13 protein-coding genes are annotated in these 20,724 nt (G+C 54.0%); 7 read left to right on the forward strand and 6 right to left on the reverse strand.

Annotation, left to right across the window (positions count from 1 at the left end; all coding sequences use genetic code 11):
• Position 1 precedes the first annotated feature (1 nt).
• Complete coding sequence (locus SH528x_RS20070; protein ID WP_442505233.1) at positions 2–1,387, forward strand: DUF1501 domain-containing protein; 1,386 nt, start codon at positions 2–4, stop codon at positions 1,385–1,387.
• Positions 1,388–1,513: 126 nt separating this feature from the next.
• Here the strand turns inward: SH528x_RS20070 and SH528x_RS20075 are convergent, their stop codons facing one another.
• Positions 1,514–2,470: an alpha/beta hydrolase gene (locus tag SH528x_RS20075; protein ID WP_442505234.1), complete on the reverse strand. Its 957-nt coding sequence runs from the start codon at positions 2,468–2,470 to the stop codon at positions 1,514–1,516.
• A complete protein-coding gene (locus SH528x_RS20080) occupies positions 2,467–3,360 on the reverse strand; it encodes a glycosyl hydrolase (protein ID WP_442505235.1) in 894 nt (297 codons plus the stop codon). The genes SH528x_RS20075 and SH528x_RS20080 overlap by 4 nt, the downstream gene beginning before the upstream one ends.
• Before the next feature lie 708 nt (positions 3,361–4,068).
• Between SH528x_RS20080 and SH528x_RS20085 the strand changes: the two genes are divergently transcribed.
• Positions 4,069–5,337 carry a DUF1559 family PulG-like putative transporter gene (locus SH528x_RS20085; RefSeq protein WP_442505236.1) on the forward strand — a complete coding sequence of 423 codons (1,269 nt, stop codon included), beginning with the start codon at positions 4,069–4,071 and terminating at the stop codon, positions 5,335–5,337.
• A 136-nt stretch (positions 5,338–5,473) separates the two neighbouring features.
• Here SH528x_RS20085 and SH528x_RS20090 read toward each other — a convergent pair whose 3' ends face one another.
• The 3 genes from SH528x_RS20090 to SH528x_RS20100 form a co-directional block, all read right to left on the reverse strand.
• A complete protein-coding gene (locus tag SH528x_RS20090; protein ID WP_442505237.1) occupies positions 5,474–5,650 on the reverse strand; it encodes a hypothetical protein in 177 nt (58 codons plus the stop codon).
• Between the two features lie 796 nt (positions 5,651–6,446).
• Positions 6,447–6,620: a hypothetical protein gene (locus SH528x_RS20095; RefSeq protein ID WP_442505238.1), complete on the reverse strand. Its 174-nt coding sequence runs from the start codon at positions 6,618–6,620 to the stop codon at positions 6,447–6,449.
• Positions 6,621–6,623: 3 nt separating this feature from the next.
• Positions 6,624–7,370 carry a dihydrodipicolinate synthase family protein gene (locus tag SH528x_RS20100; protein ID WP_442505239.1) on the reverse strand — a complete coding sequence of 249 codons (747 nt, stop codon included), beginning with the start codon at positions 7,368–7,370 and terminating at the stop codon, positions 6,624–6,626.
• Between the two features lie 588 nt (positions 7,371–7,958).
• Here SH528x_RS20100 and SH528x_RS20105 point away from each other — a divergent pair.
• The 5 genes from SH528x_RS20105 to SH528x_RS20125 all read left to right on the forward strand — a co-directional run bounded on the left by SH528x_RS20105 (position 7,959) and on the right by SH528x_RS20125 (position 18,929).
• Entirely contained in the window at positions 7,959–11,126 is a 3,168-nt protein-coding gene (locus SH528x_RS20105) for a PSD1 and planctomycete cytochrome C domain-containing protein (RefSeq protein ID WP_442505240.1), read from the forward strand.
• Between the two features lie 105 nt (positions 11,127–11,231).
• A complete protein-coding gene (locus SH528x_RS20110) occupies positions 11,232–12,644 on the forward strand; it encodes a DUF1501 domain-containing protein (RefSeq protein ID WP_442505241.1) in 1,413 nt (470 codons plus the stop codon).
• Between the two features lie 971 nt (positions 12,645–13,615).
• Entirely contained in the window at positions 13,616–15,670 is a 2,055-nt protein-coding gene (locus SH528x_RS20115) for a DUF1592 domain-containing protein (protein WP_442505242.1), read from the forward strand.
• 62 nt (positions 15,671–15,732) lie between these two features.
• Positions 15,733–17,076: a DUF1552 domain-containing protein gene (locus SH528x_RS20120; protein ID WP_442505243.1), complete on the forward strand. Its 1,344-nt coding sequence runs from the start codon at positions 15,733–15,735 to the stop codon at positions 17,074–17,076.
• A gap of 629 nt (positions 17,077–17,705) precedes the next feature.
• On the forward strand, positions 17,706–18,929 hold the full coding sequence (locus tag SH528x_RS20125; RefSeq protein ID WP_442505244.1) for a DUF1559 family PulG-like putative transporter: 1,224 nt from the start codon (positions 17,706–17,708) through the stop codon (positions 18,927–18,929).
• A 362-nt stretch (positions 18,930–19,291) separates the two neighbouring features.
• Here SH528x_RS20125 and SH528x_RS20130 read toward each other — a convergent pair whose 3' ends face one another.
• A complete protein-coding gene (locus tag SH528x_RS20130) occupies positions 19,292–20,464 on the reverse strand; it encodes a zinc-dependent alcohol dehydrogenase (protein WP_442505245.1) in 1,173 nt (390 codons plus the stop codon).
• Positions 20,465–20,724: the final 260 nt, after the last annotated feature.

Consider the following 20,724-nt stretch of genomic DNA (forward strand, 5'->3'; position numbering starts at 1 on the left):
CATGAAGCAACGAAATCTGTTTGCCATGCCGTCACGACGCGAGGCACTATTCGGCCTAGGTGCTGGCCTCGGGTCTGTCGCTCTATCGTCGATGCTTCAGGCCGCGGACGGGATTCATCACAACGCGAGAGCCAAACGTTGCATCTTTCTGATGATGGAGGGGGGACCTTCGCACATCGACACGTTCGATCCAAAGCCGGAACTATCGAAGCGGCACCTTCAGAAATTTCATCGTAGCGGTGATCAGGAAAGTGCGATGTCCTCTGGCGAACGTTACTTTGTCAAATCGCCATTCGACTTCATCAAAGCCGGCGACAGTGGAGCCGACATGTCAACGCAGTGGCACCACCTGCAGGAACTTGCTGACGACATTTGCTTCTACCGTGGTTGTCAGGTCGAATCAGTGAATCACCCGACCGCTTGTTATCACGTCAACACCGGGAACCGCTTCGGTGGCGATCCGGCCATCGGCTCGTGGGTGAACTACGGGCTGGGAAGTGAAAACGAAAACCTGCCTGGGTTCGTGGTGCTGCCGCGGACAAGTTATCCCCAGGGAGGCGCCGGGAATTGGTCCAACGGTTTTCTGCCCGCAATATACCAGGGTACGCCGCTTCGCCCCGAGGGAAGTCCGATACTCGATTTGAACTCCCCACAGGGGATCTCTCGCGAGCGAACTCGGCGGAATCTAGATCTATTGAGCACGCTGAATCAACAGCACGCCCAAACACGAGGCGATCGCAGCGACCTCGATGCTCGCATGCAGTCCTACGAGCTTGCGTATCGAATGCAGACCGAAGTGCCAGGTCTGCTTGATCTGGAGGGCGAAAGCAAAGCCACGCTTGATGCATACGGAATTGGAGATCCCAAGACGGAAGCGTTTGGACAGAAGTGCCTGCTCGCCCGTCGACTCGTTGAAAAGGGGGTGCGATTTGTCCAGGCCTATGCGGGAAACTGGGACAGTCATGACTACATCGCCAAGGCGCACGGGGCTCTGATCCACGCTGTCGACCAGCCAATCGCAGCACTGCTTCGTGACCTGAAACAGCGTGACATGCTCAAAGACACACTCGTTATCTGGTGTGGCGAATTCGGCAGGACGCCGGACAACGGTCTGCGTGGCGGAAACCAAAGTTACGGACGAGACCATAACGCCAAAGCGATGACAATGTGGTTTGCCGGTGGCGGCACGCGGGCCGGACATACGATTGGAGCGACGGATGAAATCGGCGGCGAAGCTGTCGAGTGCGTGCATCATATCCGTGACGTCCACGTCACGATTCTGCATTTGCTCGGGCTCGATGACAACAAACTGACGTACTACCACGCAGGACGACACAAACAACTCAGTCAGTTCGGCGGCCAAGTCATTCAGGAACTGGTCGGGTAATCCCGTTCGGACTAGGCCTGAAATTTAGAGGGTATCCGAAAAGGGGTCTGACCCTCTCCGGCGAGGCAAAAAACTCAACTAACACGACACGCTTACAAAGGGTCAGCCCCCTTTTCGGATACCCTCTTACTGACGCGTCAAACGATCGATCAAATATTCTTGAACGCTTCGGTGTTTTGGGTTCGCGACACTCGGGTAAAACAACTCGCTTTCAACATTCTTGGACTGCAGAAGTTCATGTAGTTTCAAGCCAAAGTTGGACGTGTGAGTGGGGTCGCCTTGCCGCTGGCCGATAGCAGGCGTGTTGCTATAGAACATATAGATCGGTGGATCGTCACTGGATACCAACGCATAGGGCGAGTATTCCGCGATCCAGTCGGTGATTGAATCTCGCTGGGCGAGGAAGGCGTCGAAGTCCAACTCGAACTTATCCGAGCCAGGCTTGAAAATGCCAAATGCGTGGCTGCCGTACTTACTATTGGGCGTCCATTCCTTCATCTGTTTTGGATCCAACGTCGTTTGGGGGCGGATCGTCGCGGCACAGAACAATCGAGTCGACTCTCGTGCCACCGGATCGGGACTGTTGGGGTCCGCCAAATCATCGTGCAACGCCAACCACAAACTCGTGCAAGCACCAGCCGAACCGCCACAGGCTCCGATCCGTTCCGGGTCGATGTTCCACTCAGCCGCCTTGCTACGAACAAACTGTAACGCCCGTGCCGCATCGTCGGATGGGGCTTTTACAGGTGGCTTGACGCCCGCCGCCACGGCGTCCTGGATGTAGCGATATTGAACCGACACAATCGAGATTTTGTGTTCGAGCAACGATGGCAAGATGCCCATCAAATTCTTGTCCATTGGATCACCGCCACGCCATCCACCGCCATGGATATAGAAAACCAACGGAGTCGGCGAGTCCGATTCTGCTTGCCAGAAATACAATCTCTGCTTTGGATGATTTCCGTAACGCACGTCGGACTGGGTTGGCTCAGGCAACTTGGCGCTTGTCTGAGCTTGTGCCACGCCAATGCCGCAAAACAACGAGGTGGCCACCACCACAATCCAACGAAATTGAGAGTTCATGTTCCGATGCTCCGATAAAATTTCCCGAGCGTATTTAGCTGGCCGGGTTGGTTTTGAATGTACAGAGACGAGTTTTCTTTTGGGCCACTGGAAAACCATGCGTATCGCTCGACATACGGAAGTTGCTCGAGGATCGGCAGCACTTGCCGCATGAACCACAGATTCGTTGCCGCCGACATCTTACGATCCTTACTGCCGAAATTGAGACCAGCAAATTCGGTGATCCAGATCGGCAAGCGATACTTCTGGTAGACCTGGTAGAGTGAATTTAGAAACGGCTTGATACTGTTGGGGCCGTTGATGTTCGGATAACGATGAACGGCGACAAAGTCGATGCGATACTGTTTTGCCGCGGACTTGGCCATAAACGCGTCAAACCATTCTCGACCACGACGATTGTCGGTCACCGCCGGACTTCCGAGCCGCAGTTGCGTTGCCATCAGTTGCGGCCACAGCTGGATCGCTCGATCGACGGACGTATTGCCTTGCTTTTCACTGTCAGGTTCGTTGAAGCCAAGCAGGTGCGAAATTTGGTGAGACTTTTTGAGCTTTGCGATCTTAGCGAAGCTTTTGTCATTTGCATCGGATTTCCCTTTGATCATGGGAACGAACTCGGCATCGATCTTTCCAGGGCTAGGATGCCAATACCAGTTGTAGTACCAACCCGCGTTCGTGAGCTCGCACAAACTGCCTTTGCCGCCGATTCCCTTTTTCGTGAGCGACTGGTTCAGCGATGTCTCGCCCTGGTCCTTCTGATCACGATCCAATCGGTTCGCGGATCGATTTGGTTCGTCCGAATAGGCCGCCGAATGGGACAACGCCAGACCGGCCCCCGTGATCGCGATGTGTTTCATCGCGTCCCGACGGCCGTGAGGGCTCTGAAAACGCATTCTGGAATCCAATGGATGAAAAATCTGGTTTCGAAATATAACGGCCAGCATTTTCCGCGTCGTGCAAATCGCAGTGTCCGCAGCACCAATTTACCATGCGCTGGACAGGCGGACAAATAAATGTCATGCCAAGTCAATTGCTTGGCAGCAACCGTGCAGAGCGTCCCCCCAGAGTCCGCAAACCCTACGGCGGCGAGGCCCCCCAGCGGCATGGTCCCCCCAGCGGCATGGTCCCCCCAGTACCGACGCCATCCCGGGTCAAAGCATTGACAATATTTAATCCGAAACGTATTCGACGGAAACCAACGACTTGCTCACCCGCTCATGTTCCGGGTTGTGAGCACCAGGTCAGGGGGGTGAGTTTGGCAGGAGTTGGTAAAACCGTCACCCTGTGGCAACACTCTATAGACTTACCCCCGATTGCTACGTTGGCTTCCAGATCACAAATCTCCGTTAACTTCACGCATACGCAGTATTCTGCCGTTTGATGAACGTTTGCAACGGCCAAGACACACCCCCTTTAGAGAGACGCCCAGACCGCTCTATAGAGTTTTTCAAGTTAATCGGTTTACCGGTGAACAGATTCACGCTAGACTACGATTGCGGGGACGGCGTTTTCCTCTGCATCCTACCTTCCCCCCCCACCACCTTTTTTGCATTGCGTTTTCGTATTGCATTCCTTCCCATTTCCATCGTTGGAGAAATGTTTTGAGTCAATCACTACGGCGGCGGTCTGCCGCATTTACACTGGTCGAGCTACTCGTAGTTATCGCTATTATTGGCGTATTGGTCGGGCTACTGCTGCCCGCCGTGCAGGCTGCTCGTGAGGCTGCACGCCGCATGAGTTGCAGCAACAACTTCAAGCAAATTGGCTTGGCAATCCACAATTACCACTCTGCCTACAATCAACTACCGGTCCTTGGTACTGGTACGTATGTAGTTGGCGGACGAGATCTTTGGGATCAACCTTCGCCAACGACCCCGACGGCGACGGGATGTTCGAATCACCGTTTGAACATGTTGGTTGGGATTGTGCCGTTCATCGAACAGCAAGCGTTGTGGGAACAGATCAGCAATCCGCTTGCGATTAACAGCAACGGATCCGCTAAATCGCCACCATGGCAAGCAATGGGACCTCGTCCCGATGAGCGGAATTACCTTCCTTATGTGACCGAACTCGCGGCGTTTCGTTGCCCAAGTGACCCGGGAACGGGATTGCCTTCGTTGGGACGCACGAACTATGCCGCATGTACCGGCGATTCATCGTATCGATCGCGTGATCCGTATTTGAATGTCAATGAACAAGCTGATGATTCGAGTGTGACGCTACCCTACACGCCAAACTCGAGCACGGCACAGCATTCCAACGCAGCACATCGCGGAATGTTTGTCCTAACCAAGAACATGAAGTTCCGGGACACGTTGGACGGATTGGCCAACACTATCATGGCTGGTGAAATCGCAACGGATCTTGGCGACAAAGACTCCCGCACCTCGTTGCCTACCAGCGGCGGAGTTGGTGTTACGGGTGAACGCCAAAATTGTCATAAAAACCCATCATTCATGCAGGCATCACTTGATCCCGAACGACCTCAATTTTGGATCGCCACGATCGGCACAAACTCGAACTGGGGACGCGGTTTCCACTGGTACGATGCGATGCCAGTTTATGGACAGGTACACACGATCCTGCCGCCGAACTCAGCCGTCTGTACCGATGCTGCTGGTGGTGCAGGGCACGGTGACTTGATTGCCACCCCTTCGAGCCGACATCAAGGTGGTGTGCACGTGTTGATGGGCGATGGAGCGGTCAAGTTTGTCACTGATTCAATGGAAGCCGGAAATTCCCAGAACCCCGTTGTTTATCTCGGCGGTACCGCTGCGGATAAGAACCAAGTCGGTGCACAAAGCCCGTTTGGACTTTGGGGGTCACTCGGCACACGGGCTTCCAAGGAAGTGATTAACAGCGAATTCTAAGAATGTCGGGTGTATAGAAGACGCCGGTGAAACTCCGGCGACTTCTCTCGCGATGATTCTAGTTCAAATAAAAACAACCTCGAACCAAACATGGTTCGAGGTTGTTTCGTTTTAATCTTAAAGTATTCAGCAGGGGTTACTTTTCAACTCCCTCATAACCGTTCAATGCTTTTTCGTTCTCTGCGGCTTGTGCATCGTACGCGTCAATCGCTGCTTGATCCTCACCGTCCAAAATGTTGGTGGATTCGGACGAAGAGCATCCCGTGACAGCAAGGGCAGCAACAATAAACGCAAGCGAAAAAAGACGACTCATGATTCACCTTCAGGCGGGAAATAGAACAGGTAGGAGCCAAACACAATGGCTTTGCTCTGATTTTAATCGATGATCATTCTTTTGACGACCTGAGGTCTCTCTGATTTTGTTGTTCTGAAGGTAATTGCCCGAGCCAACTTGGACACGCAAATTGCAGCACACGCGGCGTCCGAGAATAAGCCTTCCCAATGGCGTATAGACTTTTCCAAACGCCTGTGAAATTGACGTTCACTTATCAAGTGACAGTGGTCGTATACCTTCGAGTTTTGGTTGCGCAACTTTTCTGCCACCTCTCCACCAACTTTGTTGGGGGAGAGGTCGAATGGAGCCTTCAGCGACATTCGGGTGAGGGGGCTGACCGAGCAACTCGCTCACCGACTCGAACGCCAATTGCCCCGAAAATTTTCGCCGATAGCGCGGTCGCCCCCTCACCCGAGCAACGCCTAATGGGCGTGCTCGACCTCTCCCCCGACTTCGTCGGTGGAGCGGTAACTGCAGCAAAGGCCGGAAGAAAAAACCACTCCTAATATCCGACGTCAAGACCAAAGTTTACACCAGTCCAGCGATAGCGGCAGTTGAACGCCGAAACAGTGGCTAGCGGGCTGTTGATTTAGTGAGCCGCTCGCGCGATAGCGGCCGGGTCCCACGCATTACCCGGTGCCTTACAGCCCACGGCTCACTAAATCAACAGCATTACCCGGTGCCTTACGGCCCACGGCTCACTAAATCAACAGATCGCGTACGCCAAAACAGCCAGCATGTGATTGGCCGGTGGGAACCGGCACTACACCCCACATCAATTGTCAATATGCTCTAGGCATTCGAAGAAGCCGATCACGTCGAGTTCTGCTTTCAGCTTTTCGGTTTCGCTTGAATCCAGACGTCCTTGAGGCAAGCGGCATCCGCCGACCTGCAAACCTCGCATCGCGAGTACCGCTTTCATTGCGGCATGAAACGGGTAGTGATTCAACGTCTAAATCATCTGGATCGACTGCGATTGAAGTTTTCTTGCTTCGATAAGATTGCCTGATTCAAACGCGTCGATCAGGCGTCGGTACAGTGGTGCTGCGATATTGTAGGTGCTGCCGATCGCCGCACGTGCTCCGGTGGCCAAGGCACCGAGCAACATTTCGTCGCAGCCCCAAACGACGTCAAACTTTCCATTGTCCATCTCTAGACAATGTTGGAACTCGAACAGTTTGGTATCGGTGTATTTCAGACCGACAAGATTGTTGATTTGGTCGCCGCCGCACTTCATGAACTCCGCCACGTCGACCGCGGATCCGGTCAATGCGGGAATGTGGTAATAGTAGAAGGGAAGTGCGGGAGCACCGCCGGCAATATCCGCCATACAAGCGGCCAATGTTTTGGCATCGCGAACGGGAAAGTAGGAAGGACAGGTAGCAGAGATCGCATCGGCCCCGACCTCCGCAGCATGCTCGGCCAGCAATCTTGCTTCGCGAACACTGTTGTGCCCCACTTGCACAATCACCGGGACCCGCCCCGCAGTCGCTTGGACATAGGCTCCGGTGACGCGGCGACGTTCGTCACTGGTCAACGACATTCCTTCGCCCGTGCTGCCGCAAACGTACAGCCCCGAAACGCCTCGCGCTAGAACATCGTCCACCATCGCAGGAATCACGTCTAGCTTCAGTTCCTGGAGTTCGTCAAACGGGGTGTAGGTGGCGGCGACAAGACCATCGAGTTTCATTGAGATCATAGACAGGTCAGCAAAGTACAAGGGGAAAAAAGGAAGTCAATGTGGTCACGACCGAGCTAAAAAATCGCGATGTTCTAACCCAAGTTTGAGTGTTCATCACAACCCGGTTGTTCTCGCGATTGTAGCGACAATTGATGAGCAAACCGATCCAACGGGGTCAGAAAACCGTTACCGAATTTTTCATGCGTACGAAACGGTATTTGGCCTAGTCGCTTTTCTTGCTTTGAGTTTCGTGGCGGCGAGTAAGAGCAGGGTAGCGAAACTCGCGAAGAGTTTCGTTGGATATCAGAACCCGCTGTAGCGAATAAACACCAACAGTGTCGTGAGCTGCACTCATTGGGCGTACAACTTTCACGCCCCGCTCCCATAGTGCCGTAATCGCCTGAGCGACCAGGATCGGTCGCCTTCTATCGACAATCACTCGCCCCGAGGACTGCCCATGGTCAAAACGTACAAGAATATGGTGCGTGTATGCAAGACGCGGGGACATATCGCGTGTAATCTTGCACTATCGAGTCTAACTCGATCCTAAGACGCCCCCCGAAAATTGCTCCCCGCCCGCCTAACGGATTTCTGGCACTTCCATCCATGAATTGTTTTCGTCACGCACTTTTTCTCCTTTTGCTTCCGACAGGCACCGTGATGGGTGGCGATCGAGTGGAATTCAATCGAGACATACGCCCTATCCTGAGCGATAACTGTTTCTACTGTCACGGATTTGACGAGGCTCACCGCGAGGCGGGGCTGCGGCTTGATACGTTCGAGGGATCGACGGAGTCGGATGCCATCGTTCCAGGGAATCCCGATGAATCCGAACTAGTTCGCCGCATCCTCAGTGACGATCCGGACGAAATCATGCCGCCGCCCGATTCGGAACGGCATCTCACTTCGGTAGAGCGTGAACTGGTGAAGCAGTGGATCGAGCAAGGGGCCGAGTACCAGCAGCACTGGGCCTGGAAACCACTCCAAAGGCCCGCTATTCCGGGAACAGCGAACCGAGACGCAGAATCAGATTCAAAATCATTGACCGGGGCTGCCGCGATCGACGCGTTTCTCGAAGCCGGCTGGGATGATTTGGGCGTCTCGCCAGCACCACCTGCGACACCGCGTGAAAGGTTACGTCGGCTCAGTTTTGATTTGCGTGGATTGGCACCAACCGCTGACGAGGTTGCCGGTTTCGAAGCCAACCCAAATGACGAAGCGTTTTTCGAATTCCGCGATCGCTGGATGTCAGAGCTCGCCTATGCCGAACACCAATCCGTCCGTTGGCTTGATTTAGTTCGCTGGGCCGACACCAGCGGATTTGTCAGTGACGAGCCGATTGCCTCGGGCGCCTACCGTGGCTGGGTCATCGAGGCGATTGGCCACAACATGCCCTTCGATCAGTTTTCGATAGCACAATTGGCTGGCGACCTGTTGCCCAACCCCACCGACGATGACTTGATCGCGTCCGGCTACAACCGCATCGTCAACACGAACTGTGAAGCCGGAGCGATCGAAGAGGAGCAATTGTACAAATTAAAGGGCGAGCACGTTCGCGCGATCGGCACCGTTTGGATGGGACTGACCACCGGCTGTGCCGAATGCCACGACCACAAATTCGATCCGATTTTGGCAAAAGACTATTACAGCTTGGCTGCGTTTTTTGATGACCTTGTCGAAGCAGGTGTCTACACGCCAGGGGACCGACGCGAACCGCTGCACTACGTCTATGGTCAATCCACTCGGTCTCAGCAAGACAAGCGACTCGCGGAGGAAATCGCCAACTTGCAACGCGAGATCGATCAAAAAGCGACGGACGGCTTAAACGAGTGGCAGCACGAGGTGTCCGAGCGGTTGAAGGACAGCAAGACTCGCGGCGAATTCGTTTGGATCGAGACGCAACTTCCCGCAGTCCGCGTGTTGGAGGGCGACTTCGACATGACCGAAGTCGACAACAAACTGGCTCGGGAAACAACGGCGAAACCAAGCGAGTTTCGTCGACACCACGCGGCGGAGTTGATGACCGGCTACGTCAACCACGGTTCCTTTAAAACCGACGCGGCTAAAGACGTCTGGTATGTCGATGTGTGGTTGGATCAAGACGATCGACCTGAAATGATCGGGATTCAGATATCGCATGGAGACTATGGCCGTTTGGGTTGGAAAACCGCCAACTACGAGACGTATTACTGGGGCAATGATACGTCCGGAGTTCTGGACAAACCGCAACCCTGGAGCGATCCGAATCGGGTCAAACATATGGGGGAGTTGCCCGATCAATCGGGTTGGGTGCGTCTTCGCGTTCCATTTGCGGACTTGATCAAATCGGTGAGTGGCCAGTCGTTTGAGGCGGTAGGGATGGCGTGGCTGCAATCGGGCGGCCGGGTGCGGTGGGGCGATAGCGGGCTTGAACTTCGCACCGATAAGGTGACGATGCTGCAACTAGGCGAAACCGCGATCCGCAAGTGGTGGGAGCGGCCAATGAACCGCCAAGTGTACGAGCGACGCGCCGAATATGTCGCAACTGCGATGAAAACCCAGCCAACTAATCGCGATGATTTGCAAACCGAAATTGTCGAAGACGCGTTTCGCGAGCAGACACAGCCGCAGCGGATGCAGAAATTGCGAAACCTCGAGTCGCAACTTGGACGACTGCGCTCGCAAGCAATGCCGGTGCTGGTATCAAAACAAGCGGAAACAAGAAAAAACACGCGTTTGCTGAACCGCGGCGACTACCAGGACAAAACGGGCCCGTTCGTGTCCGCATCGGTTCCTGAGTTTTTAGGTAACTCGATCAACAAGCCACAGCCCGATCGGCTGGACCTCGCTCAGTGGCTTTTCCACGATGAAAATCCGCTCACCGCACGAGTCTATGTCAACCGTTTGTGGCATCATTTTTATGGGCGAGGCATCAGCGACACGCTCGATGATTCAGGGACCCAGGGTGAGTGGCCGTCGAATGTTGCGTTGTTGGATTGGCTTGCTTGCGAATTTCGCGACAGTGGCTGGGACCGCAATCACATGGTTCGGTTGCTGACGTCGACGCGATCCTACCAGCTAAGTTCCAAACCGTCGGCCGAATTACTTGAGCGAGATCCAGACAATCGGACGCATGCACGCCAGCATCGATTTCGGTTGCCTGCGGAAAGCATCCGCGATTCGGCGCTTCGCGCCGCGGGGCTACTGAAGATGACAACCGAGATCCCAACGCACAGTTTCTATCCCTACCAACCGAGTCCCTATTGGACCACGTCGGACAAGGTGATGTTCGGGAGCCGGCATTTGGATTGGGAAACCAGTCGCGAGCAGTCGCAATACCTCCGCAGCATGTACACGTTCTGGAAACGCCAAAACATCCATCCCACAATGCTGGCCTTTGATGCCCCCACGCGGCAGGAATGCACGGCAAAGCGGAATGTCACCAACACCGCTGGCCAAGCACTCGCTTTACTCAACGATCCGATCTTCGTAGAAGCCGCCCGAGTGTTTGCTTCGCGGGTCTGCAACGAGGCTGGTTCGAATGATGATGCGAAGTTGGACGCTGCTTTCGAAATGGCGTTACAACGCAGGGCCACCGAGGACGAAAAACAGGTATTGATGCAACTGCTCACTCAGCAGCGGCTGCATTACCGCGACAACATTGCTGCGGCAAACCAACTGATCTCCATCGGACAAGCACCGGTGCCCGCTGATGTCGATCCCGCCGAACTCGCGGCCTGGACCGTCGTCACTCGCACCATCTTGAACTTACACGAATTTTTGAACCGATCTTAGGGTATCCGAAAAGGGGTCTGACCCTTTGGAGCCGAGTCGTTTTTGTTGAGTTTATTTTCCTCACCGGAGAGGGTCAGACCCCTTTTCGGATACCCTCATAACGCTATGAAGAATCAATCGATGTACGACCGGTCGATGTTGAATGTCACGCGGCGTCATTTCTTTTCGCGTACGGCAACGGGGCTCGGTGCTGCTGCGTTAAGCGGTGTTCTGGGGCGCGAATCGGCAATGGCTCGCGAGCCCCAGTTCCCCAACCACCCGGCAAAGGCCAAGCGGGTGATCTACTTGTACATGTCCGGAGGTCCGAGTCAATTCGAAACCTTTGATGACAAGCCGATGTTGCGTGAGCTCAATGGCAAACCGATTCCAAAATCGCTAACCGAAGGAGTCAAGCTGGCGTTTCTGCAATACGAGGCACTGAAATGCTTTGGCACCAACGTTGGCTTCAAAAAGTGTGGTAACTCGGGACAGCTGATTTCTAATTTGCTGCCGAATTTACAGCAGGTGGCGGACGATTTGTGTGTGGTCCGCACGCTGCAGACTGATCAAGTCAACCACGACCCTGCGCACACCTTCATGAACACCGGGTTCGGGATCGCGGGACGCCCGAGCATGGGATCTTGGTTGTCTTATGGGCTCGGGTCTGAGTCGGCGAACTTGCCTGATTTTGTCGTGATGCGAAGCGGGCCTCCGGGGCAACCAATTCCCACCACCGCATGGCACAACGGTTTCTTGCCTGGAAAGCATCAGGGCGTTGAGTTTTACGGCAGCGAACAGCCGCTGAACTATTTGACATCGCCTGCGGGTATCAGCCGCTCAACCCAAAGCCAAACGATCGAGTCCATCGAAGCACTCAATCGGCTGCATTACGAGAATGCCGTCGATGCTGAAATCCTGACTCGGATCAACCAGTATGAGCTGGCATTCCAGATGCAAACGAGTGTCCCCGACCTTGCGGATTTTGCATCGGAATCAGAAGAGACACGAAAACTTTACGGCGTGGCTGACAAGCCGGACGGCAGCTTTGCCTCGAATTGCTTGATGGCACGCCGGATGGCCGAGCGTGGAGTCCGCTTCATCCAGCTTTACCACACCGGTTGGGACCATCACGGCGGCGTCGTCCGCGGTGTGACCGATCGAGCGAAAGAGGTCGACCAAGGATGTGCGGCAATCATCCGCGATTTGAAGCAACGCGGAATGCTCGAGGACACGTTAGTGATTTGGGGAGGCGAATTTGGACGAACGCCCATGTCGCAAGGCGGCAGTGGCCGCGACCATCACACCAAGAGCGGTGCATTGTGGATGGCAGGCGGCGGAGTGAATGCGGGAACGAGCTACGGCGAGACCGACGACTTTGGCTTCTCCGCTGCGATCGATCCGTTTCATGTGCACGATTTCCACGCCACGGTGCTGCATCTATTGGGGATCAACCACAAACGGCTGACCTATCGTCATCAAGGTTTCGATTTCCGTCTTACCAACGTGCACGGCAACGTGATCAAGAAGGTGTTGGCGTAGCAAACAATCGCAGATTGAAGATGAGCGTTGGTCCTATGATCCGACGGCGCTAGCCGCGGACTGCTAAAACTCTGCTGTTGACTTCGGATATTGGGCGTGAGTTTTTTTTCCGGCCGATACTGCAGTTACCTCTCCACCGACGAAGTCGGGGGAGAGGTCGAGCACGCCCTTTAGGCGTTGCTCGGGTGAGGGGGCGACCGCGCTATCGGCGAGCAATTCCGGTGCAAACGGTGTTATCGTCGGCAGCGACTTGCTCGGTCAGCCCCCTCACCCGAACGTCGCTGAAGGCTCCGTTCGACCTCTCCCCCAACGAAGTTGGTGGAGAGGTGGCAGAAAACCGGCGCGACCAAAAATCACAATAAGCCTAAAGATTTAGCAGTCCGGCGTGAGCCCGTGGTTATCGCGGACGCATGCCATCGCCACTGTGGCGCTGATTGCGATACGCCAAATAAATCGAAACTCAATTTTCTGTGGAAACTCGGACTGCTGCCGTGTGCGACACTTGTGGGGCATCGGTCGCACCAAAAGAGCTATGGCGGTTGATGTTAACGACTCTTATCCAAAACGTCGCGACGTTCGCTCAGTAACTTGGAATTAACGCTCCCTTCAATGTTCCGCAACAGCCCGAGAAATGACTCGCTATCGCGGAACGCTGTGAAGCATTTCGTAGCGGAACTCGTCAAGAGTTTCGGAGGGCATACGTCATGGAACGAAAGTCTTGACGACTTCCGCTACGCTAAATTAGCACAAACCCTATAAGAAAAAATGCCTCACAGCGTTGGCTATAGCGTCATGCTCGCGGTTTACGCCCTCAATGGGGTAATTATGTCACTGCTGGGGAATGACGCGGTCTGGTAAAGTGGCGTGTTGCGGATGTGACAAACCGATTACAATGGAATACCCCGCCGAGTGAATGGATCACTTCTTTCGCTCTCCCCCTCCCTCCCTAAATCCTCTGATGCGATCCCAAGATGGCTCGTTTTACGCCCATTTCACCGAATCAGTGCACAGCAACACAGCGCAGCTCTGCGGCTAGTCGCTGGACGCTCTCGAACTGCTGGCAATCGTTGGCCGCTCGCTCCTGCAGCGTGCTTGTTCTGTTCAGCCTGCTAGTCTCTCCCGTCGTGGCGGAGCAGTCTGAAGCGGAATGGAGTAAGGCATACGAGGCGGCGATTCTACCTTTGATGAAATCCCATTGCTTGGATTGTCATGGCAACAAGGACGCCGAAGGTGAATTTAACATCGCACAATTCACCGACGGCAAGATGGCTATCAAGCATCGCGATTCGTTTGAACGTATCGTCAAGCGAATTGAGTTGGGCGAAATGCCCCCCGAAGACAGCGAACCGTTTACCGCCGAGCAAAAGCAGGCAATCCAAGCCTGGTTTGAAGCTCGACCGAAACAGAAACTCTGTGATGAATTGGCGTCAGACACCACGCAAAAATGGTACCGTGGCAACGTGATGTCTCGGCGTTTGACTCGCAGCGAATTCGGATATGCGATCGAAGACCTTGTTGGCACACCGCTCCCGGATTCGATCAGCTTGCCATCGGACGGCAGTGGTGGCGAAGGTTTTGACACCAATGGCGACTCGTTGTTCCTGTCGCCGATTCATTTGGAAAGTTACCTGCGGACGGCGGATTGGGCTGTCACTCAGTGGCTTTCAACGGAAAACCGTAGCGAGATTACAAAATCGGATGATGCAACGTTGGTACGAAAGGCGGTGCAAGACATCGTCCAGCGGTTTGCTCGCCGAGCATGGCGACGTCCGATCGACGACGTAGAAATCGAACGCTTGATGACGTTGTATGATGCGGCGCTGAAACGTGGCGAGACATCAGGCACCACCATCGACAACACCGCCGCCGTCAACGCGATGTCGCAACCACTCAAAGCAATCTTGTTGTCGCCGCACTTCCTGTTTGTCGTCGAAAAAGAATCACCCGAAGGCGGCGTCCAGCGTTTAACTGCTCATGAATTAGCGATGCGGTTGTCGCTGTTTTTGTGGTCGTCGATCCCTGATGCCGAACTGTCTCGTCTGGCCGATTCCGGAGAGATTCTCAAAGACGAAACGGTCAAATCGCAAGTCGCTCGGATGTTAGCGGATCCACGCTCCAGTCGTATTGGAGAGAATTTTGGGCTGCAGTGGCTGGGCCTAACCGATATGAAATCGAAAACGCCTGACCAAGAGGTCTTTCCTGATTTTGACAATGCGATGCTCGCCGACATGCAGAGCGAAGCAACGTCATTCGTCAGTGATATATTCCAACATGATCGCCGCCTGCTGGACTTGATCGATGGTGACCACGTGATCATCAACCAACGACTCGCCGAGCATTACGGTTTAGCCGAGGATGGTGACGCGTTTACGAAATCGAAGCCCGCGAAGGCCACCGAGTGGAAGCGAGTCAAAGTCGAAGACGGCCGTCGCGGTGGAGTGATGACACTCGGTGCGGTGCTGGTCAAAACATCGCACTCGCGCCGCACCAGCCCGGTATTGCGAGGCCAGTGGATTTTGAGTGAGGTCGTTGGTTCTCCCGTGCCACCTCCACCACCAGGCGTACCGCCACTGGAAGAAACGACCGACGAGGGCGAAGTTGCTACGCTCCGCGAACAACTTGAGATTCATCGCAAAAACCCGACCTGTGCTTCGTGTCACAACCGGATGGACCCGCTCGGTTTCGGGCTTGAAAACTTTGACGCGCTCGGACGATGGCGTACCATGGATGGTAAGGCTCCGATTGACGCCAGCGGCCGACTGCCATCGGGCCAGACGTTCAGTGGTCCGGCCGAGCTGAAGTCACTGGTGGCTAAGCGATCGGATGAGTTCCGCAAACATTTCGTCAAAAAGCTGCTCGGATTTGCTTTAGGACGATCACTCGGTAAATTTGATGATTGCGTGGTGGCCGAGTGTTTGAAACAACTGAAATCACACGATGATCGTGCTGCGGTTTTGATCGAGACCATTTGTTTAAGTTACCCCTTTCAGCACCGTTTCTTCAAAGCATCGGTCGACGCAAAATAACGGCCTCCCTTTTGGCAAAGCATCACTCGCAAATGAATACGCACAATCCAACAAGTTCTGCAATGAATAACGCCACACGTCGCCGCTTTCTCAAAGGAATGGGTGTTTCGTTGGCACTGCCTTGGATGCATTCTGCGTTGCCATCCTCGGTTCGTGGTGCCACGGGTGAAACGAATGGCAAAGCGCCGCTGCGGACCGCGTTTTTGTATTTTCCTAACGGAGTATGGGAGAAGGCCTGGGTGCCCGAAAGCGAAGGCAGTGACTACGCGTTGACGCCGTCGCTCGAGCCGCTGGCTGATGTCCGTGACGACGTCCTGGTGCTGAGTGGACTTGATAAAAAGAACAGCCATGGCGGCGACGGGCACTATGCAAAGACGGCAAACTTCTTGACTGGAATGCCGGTCACCAAGACCACCAGCAAGGATATCAGCAGCGGCGGCATCTCCGTCGACCAGTTGATTGCCAAGCAGCTAAAAGGCAAGACGCCGATCGCGTCGTTGGAATTGGCAACCGAACCTGTGGTCTCGGGAATCGACAGCAACGTCGGCTATACACGGTTGTACGGTTCGTATATCTCGTGGGAGACTCCCAATCGCCCTGTGGCGAAAGAGATGAATCCTCGGATTGTTTATGACCGCTTGTTCGGTCGTGATGCTAAAACGTCGCAAAGTGAAGCCGAGTCTTACCAAAACTTGTTGGATTATGTTCTCGACGATGCCAAGCGAGTCCGGGGACGCTTGGGACGTGATGATCAATTCAAGATGGACGAGTATCTCGAAGCGGTCCGCGCGGTCGAACGCCGGATTGAATTTGCCACGCGCGGGCAAGAACGCGAGTGGGAACCGAGTATCGATCCGGTGGAAATTGCCCGCCGTCGCCCTGGAGTCCCCAATGATTTCCGTGAACACATCGACGTGATGTTGGACCTGATGGTGCTGGCGTTCCAAACCGATTCAACCCGGGTCGCATCGTTCATGTTCGCCAATGACGTTTCCGGGCGCAATTTCTCGTTCCTTGATGGCGTCAAGGGAGGCCATCATGAAATGAGCCATCATGAGAACAAGGATGCCAAGATTGACCAGTATCAACAAATCAATCGCTGGCACGTAGAGCAGTTCGCAACGTTGCTGCGAAAGATGAAAGGTATTCGCGAAGGTGAATCAACTTTGCTTGATAATTCGATGATCATGTGTGGATCGAGCATTTCCGATGGTAATCGCCATGATCCCGATAATTTGCCGATTTTGGTCGCGGGACGTGGTGGTGGAAAGATTCAAAGTGGGCGTCATATTGCCTACAAAGAAATGCCGCTGTGCAATCTTTACCACTCGATGCTGGAGGTTAACGGCGTCGAAGTCGAATCGTTCGGCGACAGCACCGGTCCACTGGCCGGTTTGAGTTCCTAACATTAGACGAACCCCTCTAGCGTGTAATCGCCTAACGACTCACCTTTGAAAGCCTCGAATGATTGTCGCGGCAAAAGCGGAGGTCTTCCGGTAGCAGACTCTCGTCGCCAAATGAACGACGACCTCTTTTTAATTGTCGCGAAAGCAGAATCTAGCTTCTAGACGGTGCCGCAGTGACTATTTGCCATCCCTGCAAAGAGAGGGGATGAGTGCGACTGCAAATATTAATGGACCGAGCGATCGTTAGCGACTGAAACGATCGAAGCAAATAGGTTGCAAGATCGGCAAAAGTAAAAACATTTTTGCTGGAAGTTTTTGCTCTTCAGTTGGTTGCACATTCTATTTGGATTTTGCTAGTCTATAGAACCTTCTGTAGTTCATAGAGTGAGATCGCTCACCATTACTGACTATCGCAATTGTGCTAACCCGATTTCATCACGTGATCCACAGGCTGAGAGATACATTTTTTCTCAAAACGAAATCGACACAATCCATTTGCTGGCTGAGTCTCTATAGACAACAAAGGCAAATTTCTGCGGGGTGACGTTGAGTCATTCTGAAGTTCTATCGATCTACTTAGAGGTAGGTCACTTTGTACTCATCTTCAATACTCGTTAAGGACCCTTCGTATGCGGACCAGACTTCAAACCCAACGGCGAGGCTTCACATTGGTAGAGCTATTGGTTGTTATTGCAATCATCGGCGTATTGGTTGGGCTTTTGCTACCTGCTGTGCAGGCGGCTCGTGAAGCCGCTCGTCGCATGAGTTGCAGCAATAACTTTAAGCAGATCGGGCTTGCCGTTCACAATTACCACGCCGCGTATAACCAGATCCCAAAGCATGGAACGGGAACCCCAAACTTGGGCGGTGTTCCTGAGGGGCATACGGTGGCAAATGCTCCAATGTCTAGTAGTCGGCTCGAAGTCAGCTGGTTGGTTGGGCTTACGCCATTTATTGAGCAACAGGCGTTGTGGGAACAGATCAGCAATCCCTACAAAGATCCTGTATCGGGCGCTCAGTTTCCTCCGATGGGACCGAACCCACGTCGTTCATTGGATCATCACGCAGCGACTCGATATGAGCCTTGGTTGACTGAAGTCCCTGGATTTCGTTGTCCAAGTGACCCCGGCAAGGGGCTGCCGTCGCAAGGTCGAACCAACTATGCCTGTGCAGTCGGCGACTCGGCATTGCAGCTGAACGGCGGTGTCTCGGACAATGGTTCGCAGTCAACATCGGGCGCTATTTCAAAGAACGCATCGAGTCGAGGCTTTTTTATCCCGCGGAACGTCAGCTCTTTTACCGATGTGCTTGACGGACTATCGAACACAATCTGTGCTGCAGAAATTGCCACCGACCTTGGGGACAGCGATGTCCGCACGCGGGCCGCAAAGTCGACCCTCGACAACGTCAGCGTGGCGGGTGGCATTCAATCTTGTGATGGGTTCGTCGATTCTCAACGTCCAAGTTTTTGGGCCAGCACGTTCGTTCCTGCACTCCACGAGGGAGGCGGCACCGAACCCGAGCAACGTCGCGGCTATAAGTGGGCCATGCAGCGAGGTATCTGGGGTAACGTCACTACGATTAATCCCCCCAATAGCCTTGTTTGCGTCGATCGCAACAACTTTAACAATGGCATTTACCCGCCAAGCAGTCGGCATCAAGGCGGAGTTCATGTCTTGATGGGGGATGGAGCGGTCAAATTTGTGACCGACTCGATTGAAGCCGGCGATCAGACAAGCGCTCACGTCGGTACTGCCGCTCCCTATTTATTGCCCGGAAACAAGAGTCCTTTCGGACTTTGGGGGGCACTCGGAACTCGAGCAGGAAAAGAAACCGACGCGACACTTGAGTAAGAAGTCTATCGACGGACGGCCCAATTTCGCCTCGGTGCAGCGGAAGTCGCCGCACCGAGTTCAACCACATCATTTACTGAGGACACGAGATGAATCGATTACTTAATTTTGCACTCCCATTAATGACAATCGCCCTCCTTATCGGGTGCGGAGGCAGTGACGCAACAGCGCCAATGGTCGAGCAGGACGAGCTGACAAAATGGGTGAGCGAAAACCCTGCACCTCCGGCGACGCCTGTTGCAGAGTCCGAATAACTTCCGAGTACTCTCGAGATCAATACTCGGGCAACAAGTGTCTGTAGCATTCGCCCATGGTTCAGTGGATTCGTCCGTCTGATCATGGGCTTTTTTTGTGCGTCGATCCTACGGTTTGAGAACCACTTTGATGCAACCGTCCTCGCGGGCTTCGAACGTTTTATATAGGTCGGGTGCATCTTCAAGTTTGGCTCGGTGGGTGATGATGAACGAAGGATCGAAACCGTCCTCAACAATCCGTTTTAACAAAGGTTCCATATAGTGCTGCATATGGGTTTGACCGCTCTTGATCGTCAGGCCCTTGTTCATCACCGCGCTCATGGGCATGCCATTGAGATTGTCGGTATAGACGCCAGGCACCGACACGGTTCCTCCCTTGCGACAACACTTGATCGCTTCGGCAAGCGAATAGGGGTGGTTTGTCGGTATGTGTGCGGCTTCACGAATATCGTCAACGGTTTCTTGCACGTTTCCTGCGGCATGCGACTCCGCTCCCACGGCGTCGATACAGCGATCGGGACCACGCCCTGATGTCATTTCCATCAACTTTTCGTAAACATTGGTTTCCTCAAAGTTGATGACTTCGGCGCGTCCCTTTGTCCTCGCTAATTCCAGACGTTCGGGGACCCGATCGATCGCGATGACGCGGCCTGCGCCTAACATCCATGCACTTTGAATCGCAAATTGGGCCACGGGACCACAGCCCCAAACGGCAACCGTATCGCCTGGTTCAATGCCACAGTTTTCTGCGGCCATATAACCGGTCGGAAAGATGTCGGATAGAAAAACAACTTGGTCATCGTCGATCCCCTCAGGTACTTTGATTGGTCCGACGTCAGCATAAGGTACTCGCATGTATTCGGCTTGCCCGCCTGGAAAACCGCCTAACATGTGCGAAAACCCAAACAATCCAGCAGGCGATTGCCCCAGCACCTCTGCGGCCTGGGCCGCGTTGGGATTGGATTCGTCACACAGCGAAAACAAGTCACGATCGCAGAAAAAGCAGGAACCACATGAGATTGTGAACGGAACGACGACGCGGTCTCCCTTCTTGAACTTGGAAATTGCGTTACCCAGCTCGACAATCTCTCCCATTGGTTCGTGACCGATAATATCGCCCGCTTTCATCGTGGGCATGTAGCCGTTGTAGAGATGCAGATCGCTGCCGCAGATTCCTGAGGAGGTGATTTTCACGATCACGTCGCGTGGATCTTGGATTTTGGGATCGTCAACATTATCAACGCGAACGTCATGTCGTCCGTGCCAGCAGAGCGCTTTCATAATCGAATTCCTAATTGCACCGCGAACGGTCCCCAGTCGCGTATGGATGGTTTGCAGATGATCGAGTGGAACTCCGACTTGAGAGGACCTGCCAGCCGGTGTTTGTGGAGCGTCGCCACAGCGAAGCGGATGTAAGCAAACTGCATTCCGTTCGTAAGAACTTCGAACTGGCGTTGGGTGTTGGCGAAGTTTTATGTCTCTTAAAGTGGCCGCGTGGAACGGCCTCGTCCAGCTTGGTCGCTCTGCGAACAATCCGCGTC

The sequence above is a fragment of the Novipirellula methanifontis genome (assembly GCF_052161655.1).
Taxonomy (GTDB): domain Bacteria; phylum Planctomycetota; class Planctomycetia; order Pirellulales; family Pirellulaceae; genus Novipirellula.

What these genes read in the sequence shown, in the direction of transcription:
- SH528x_RS20110 (WP_442505241.1), top strand. Translation starts at nt 11,232, where the DNA reads ATGAAGAATCAATCGATGTACGACCGGTCGATGTTGAATGTCACGCGG.
- SH528x_RS20130 (WP_442505245.1), bottom strand. Translation starts at nt 20,464, where the DNA reads ATGAAAGCGCTCTGCTGGCACGGACGACATGACGTTCGCGTTGATAAT.
- SH528x_RS20070 (WP_442505233.1), top strand. Translation starts at nt 2, where the DNA reads ATGAAGCAACGAAATCTGTTTGCCATGCCGTCACGACGCGAGGCACTA.
- SH528x_RS20115 (WP_442505242.1), top strand. Translation starts at nt 13,616, where the DNA reads ATGGCTCGTTTTACGCCCATTTCACCGAATCAGTGCACAGCAACACAG.
- SH528x_RS20080 (WP_442505235.1), bottom strand. Translation starts at nt 3,360, where the DNA reads ATGCGTTTTCAGAGCCCTCACGGCCGTCGGGACGCGATGAAACACATC.
- SH528x_RS20090 (WP_442505237.1), bottom strand. Translation starts at nt 5,650, where the DNA reads ATGAGTCGTCTTTTTTCGCTTGCGTTTATTGTTGCTGCCCTTGCTGTC.
- SH528x_RS20120 (WP_442505243.1), top strand. Translation starts at nt 15,733, where the DNA reads ATGAATAACGCCACACGTCGCCGCTTTCTCAAAGGAATGGGTGTTTCG.
- SH528x_RS20125 (WP_442505244.1), top strand. Translation starts at nt 17,706, where the DNA reads ATGCGGACCAGACTTCAAACCCAACGGCGAGGCTTCACATTGGTAGAG.
- SH528x_RS20075 (WP_442505234.1), bottom strand. Translation starts at nt 2,470, where the DNA reads ATGAACTCTCAATTTCGTTGGATTGTGGTGGTGGCCACCTCGTTGTTT.
- SH528x_RS20100 (WP_442505239.1), bottom strand. Translation starts at nt 7,370, where the DNA reads ATGATCTCAATGAAACTCGATGGTCTTGTCGCCGCCACCTACACCCCG.
- SH528x_RS20105 (WP_442505240.1), top strand. Translation starts at nt 7,959, where the DNA reads ATGAATTGTTTTCGTCACGCACTTTTTCTCCTTTTGCTTCCGACAGGC.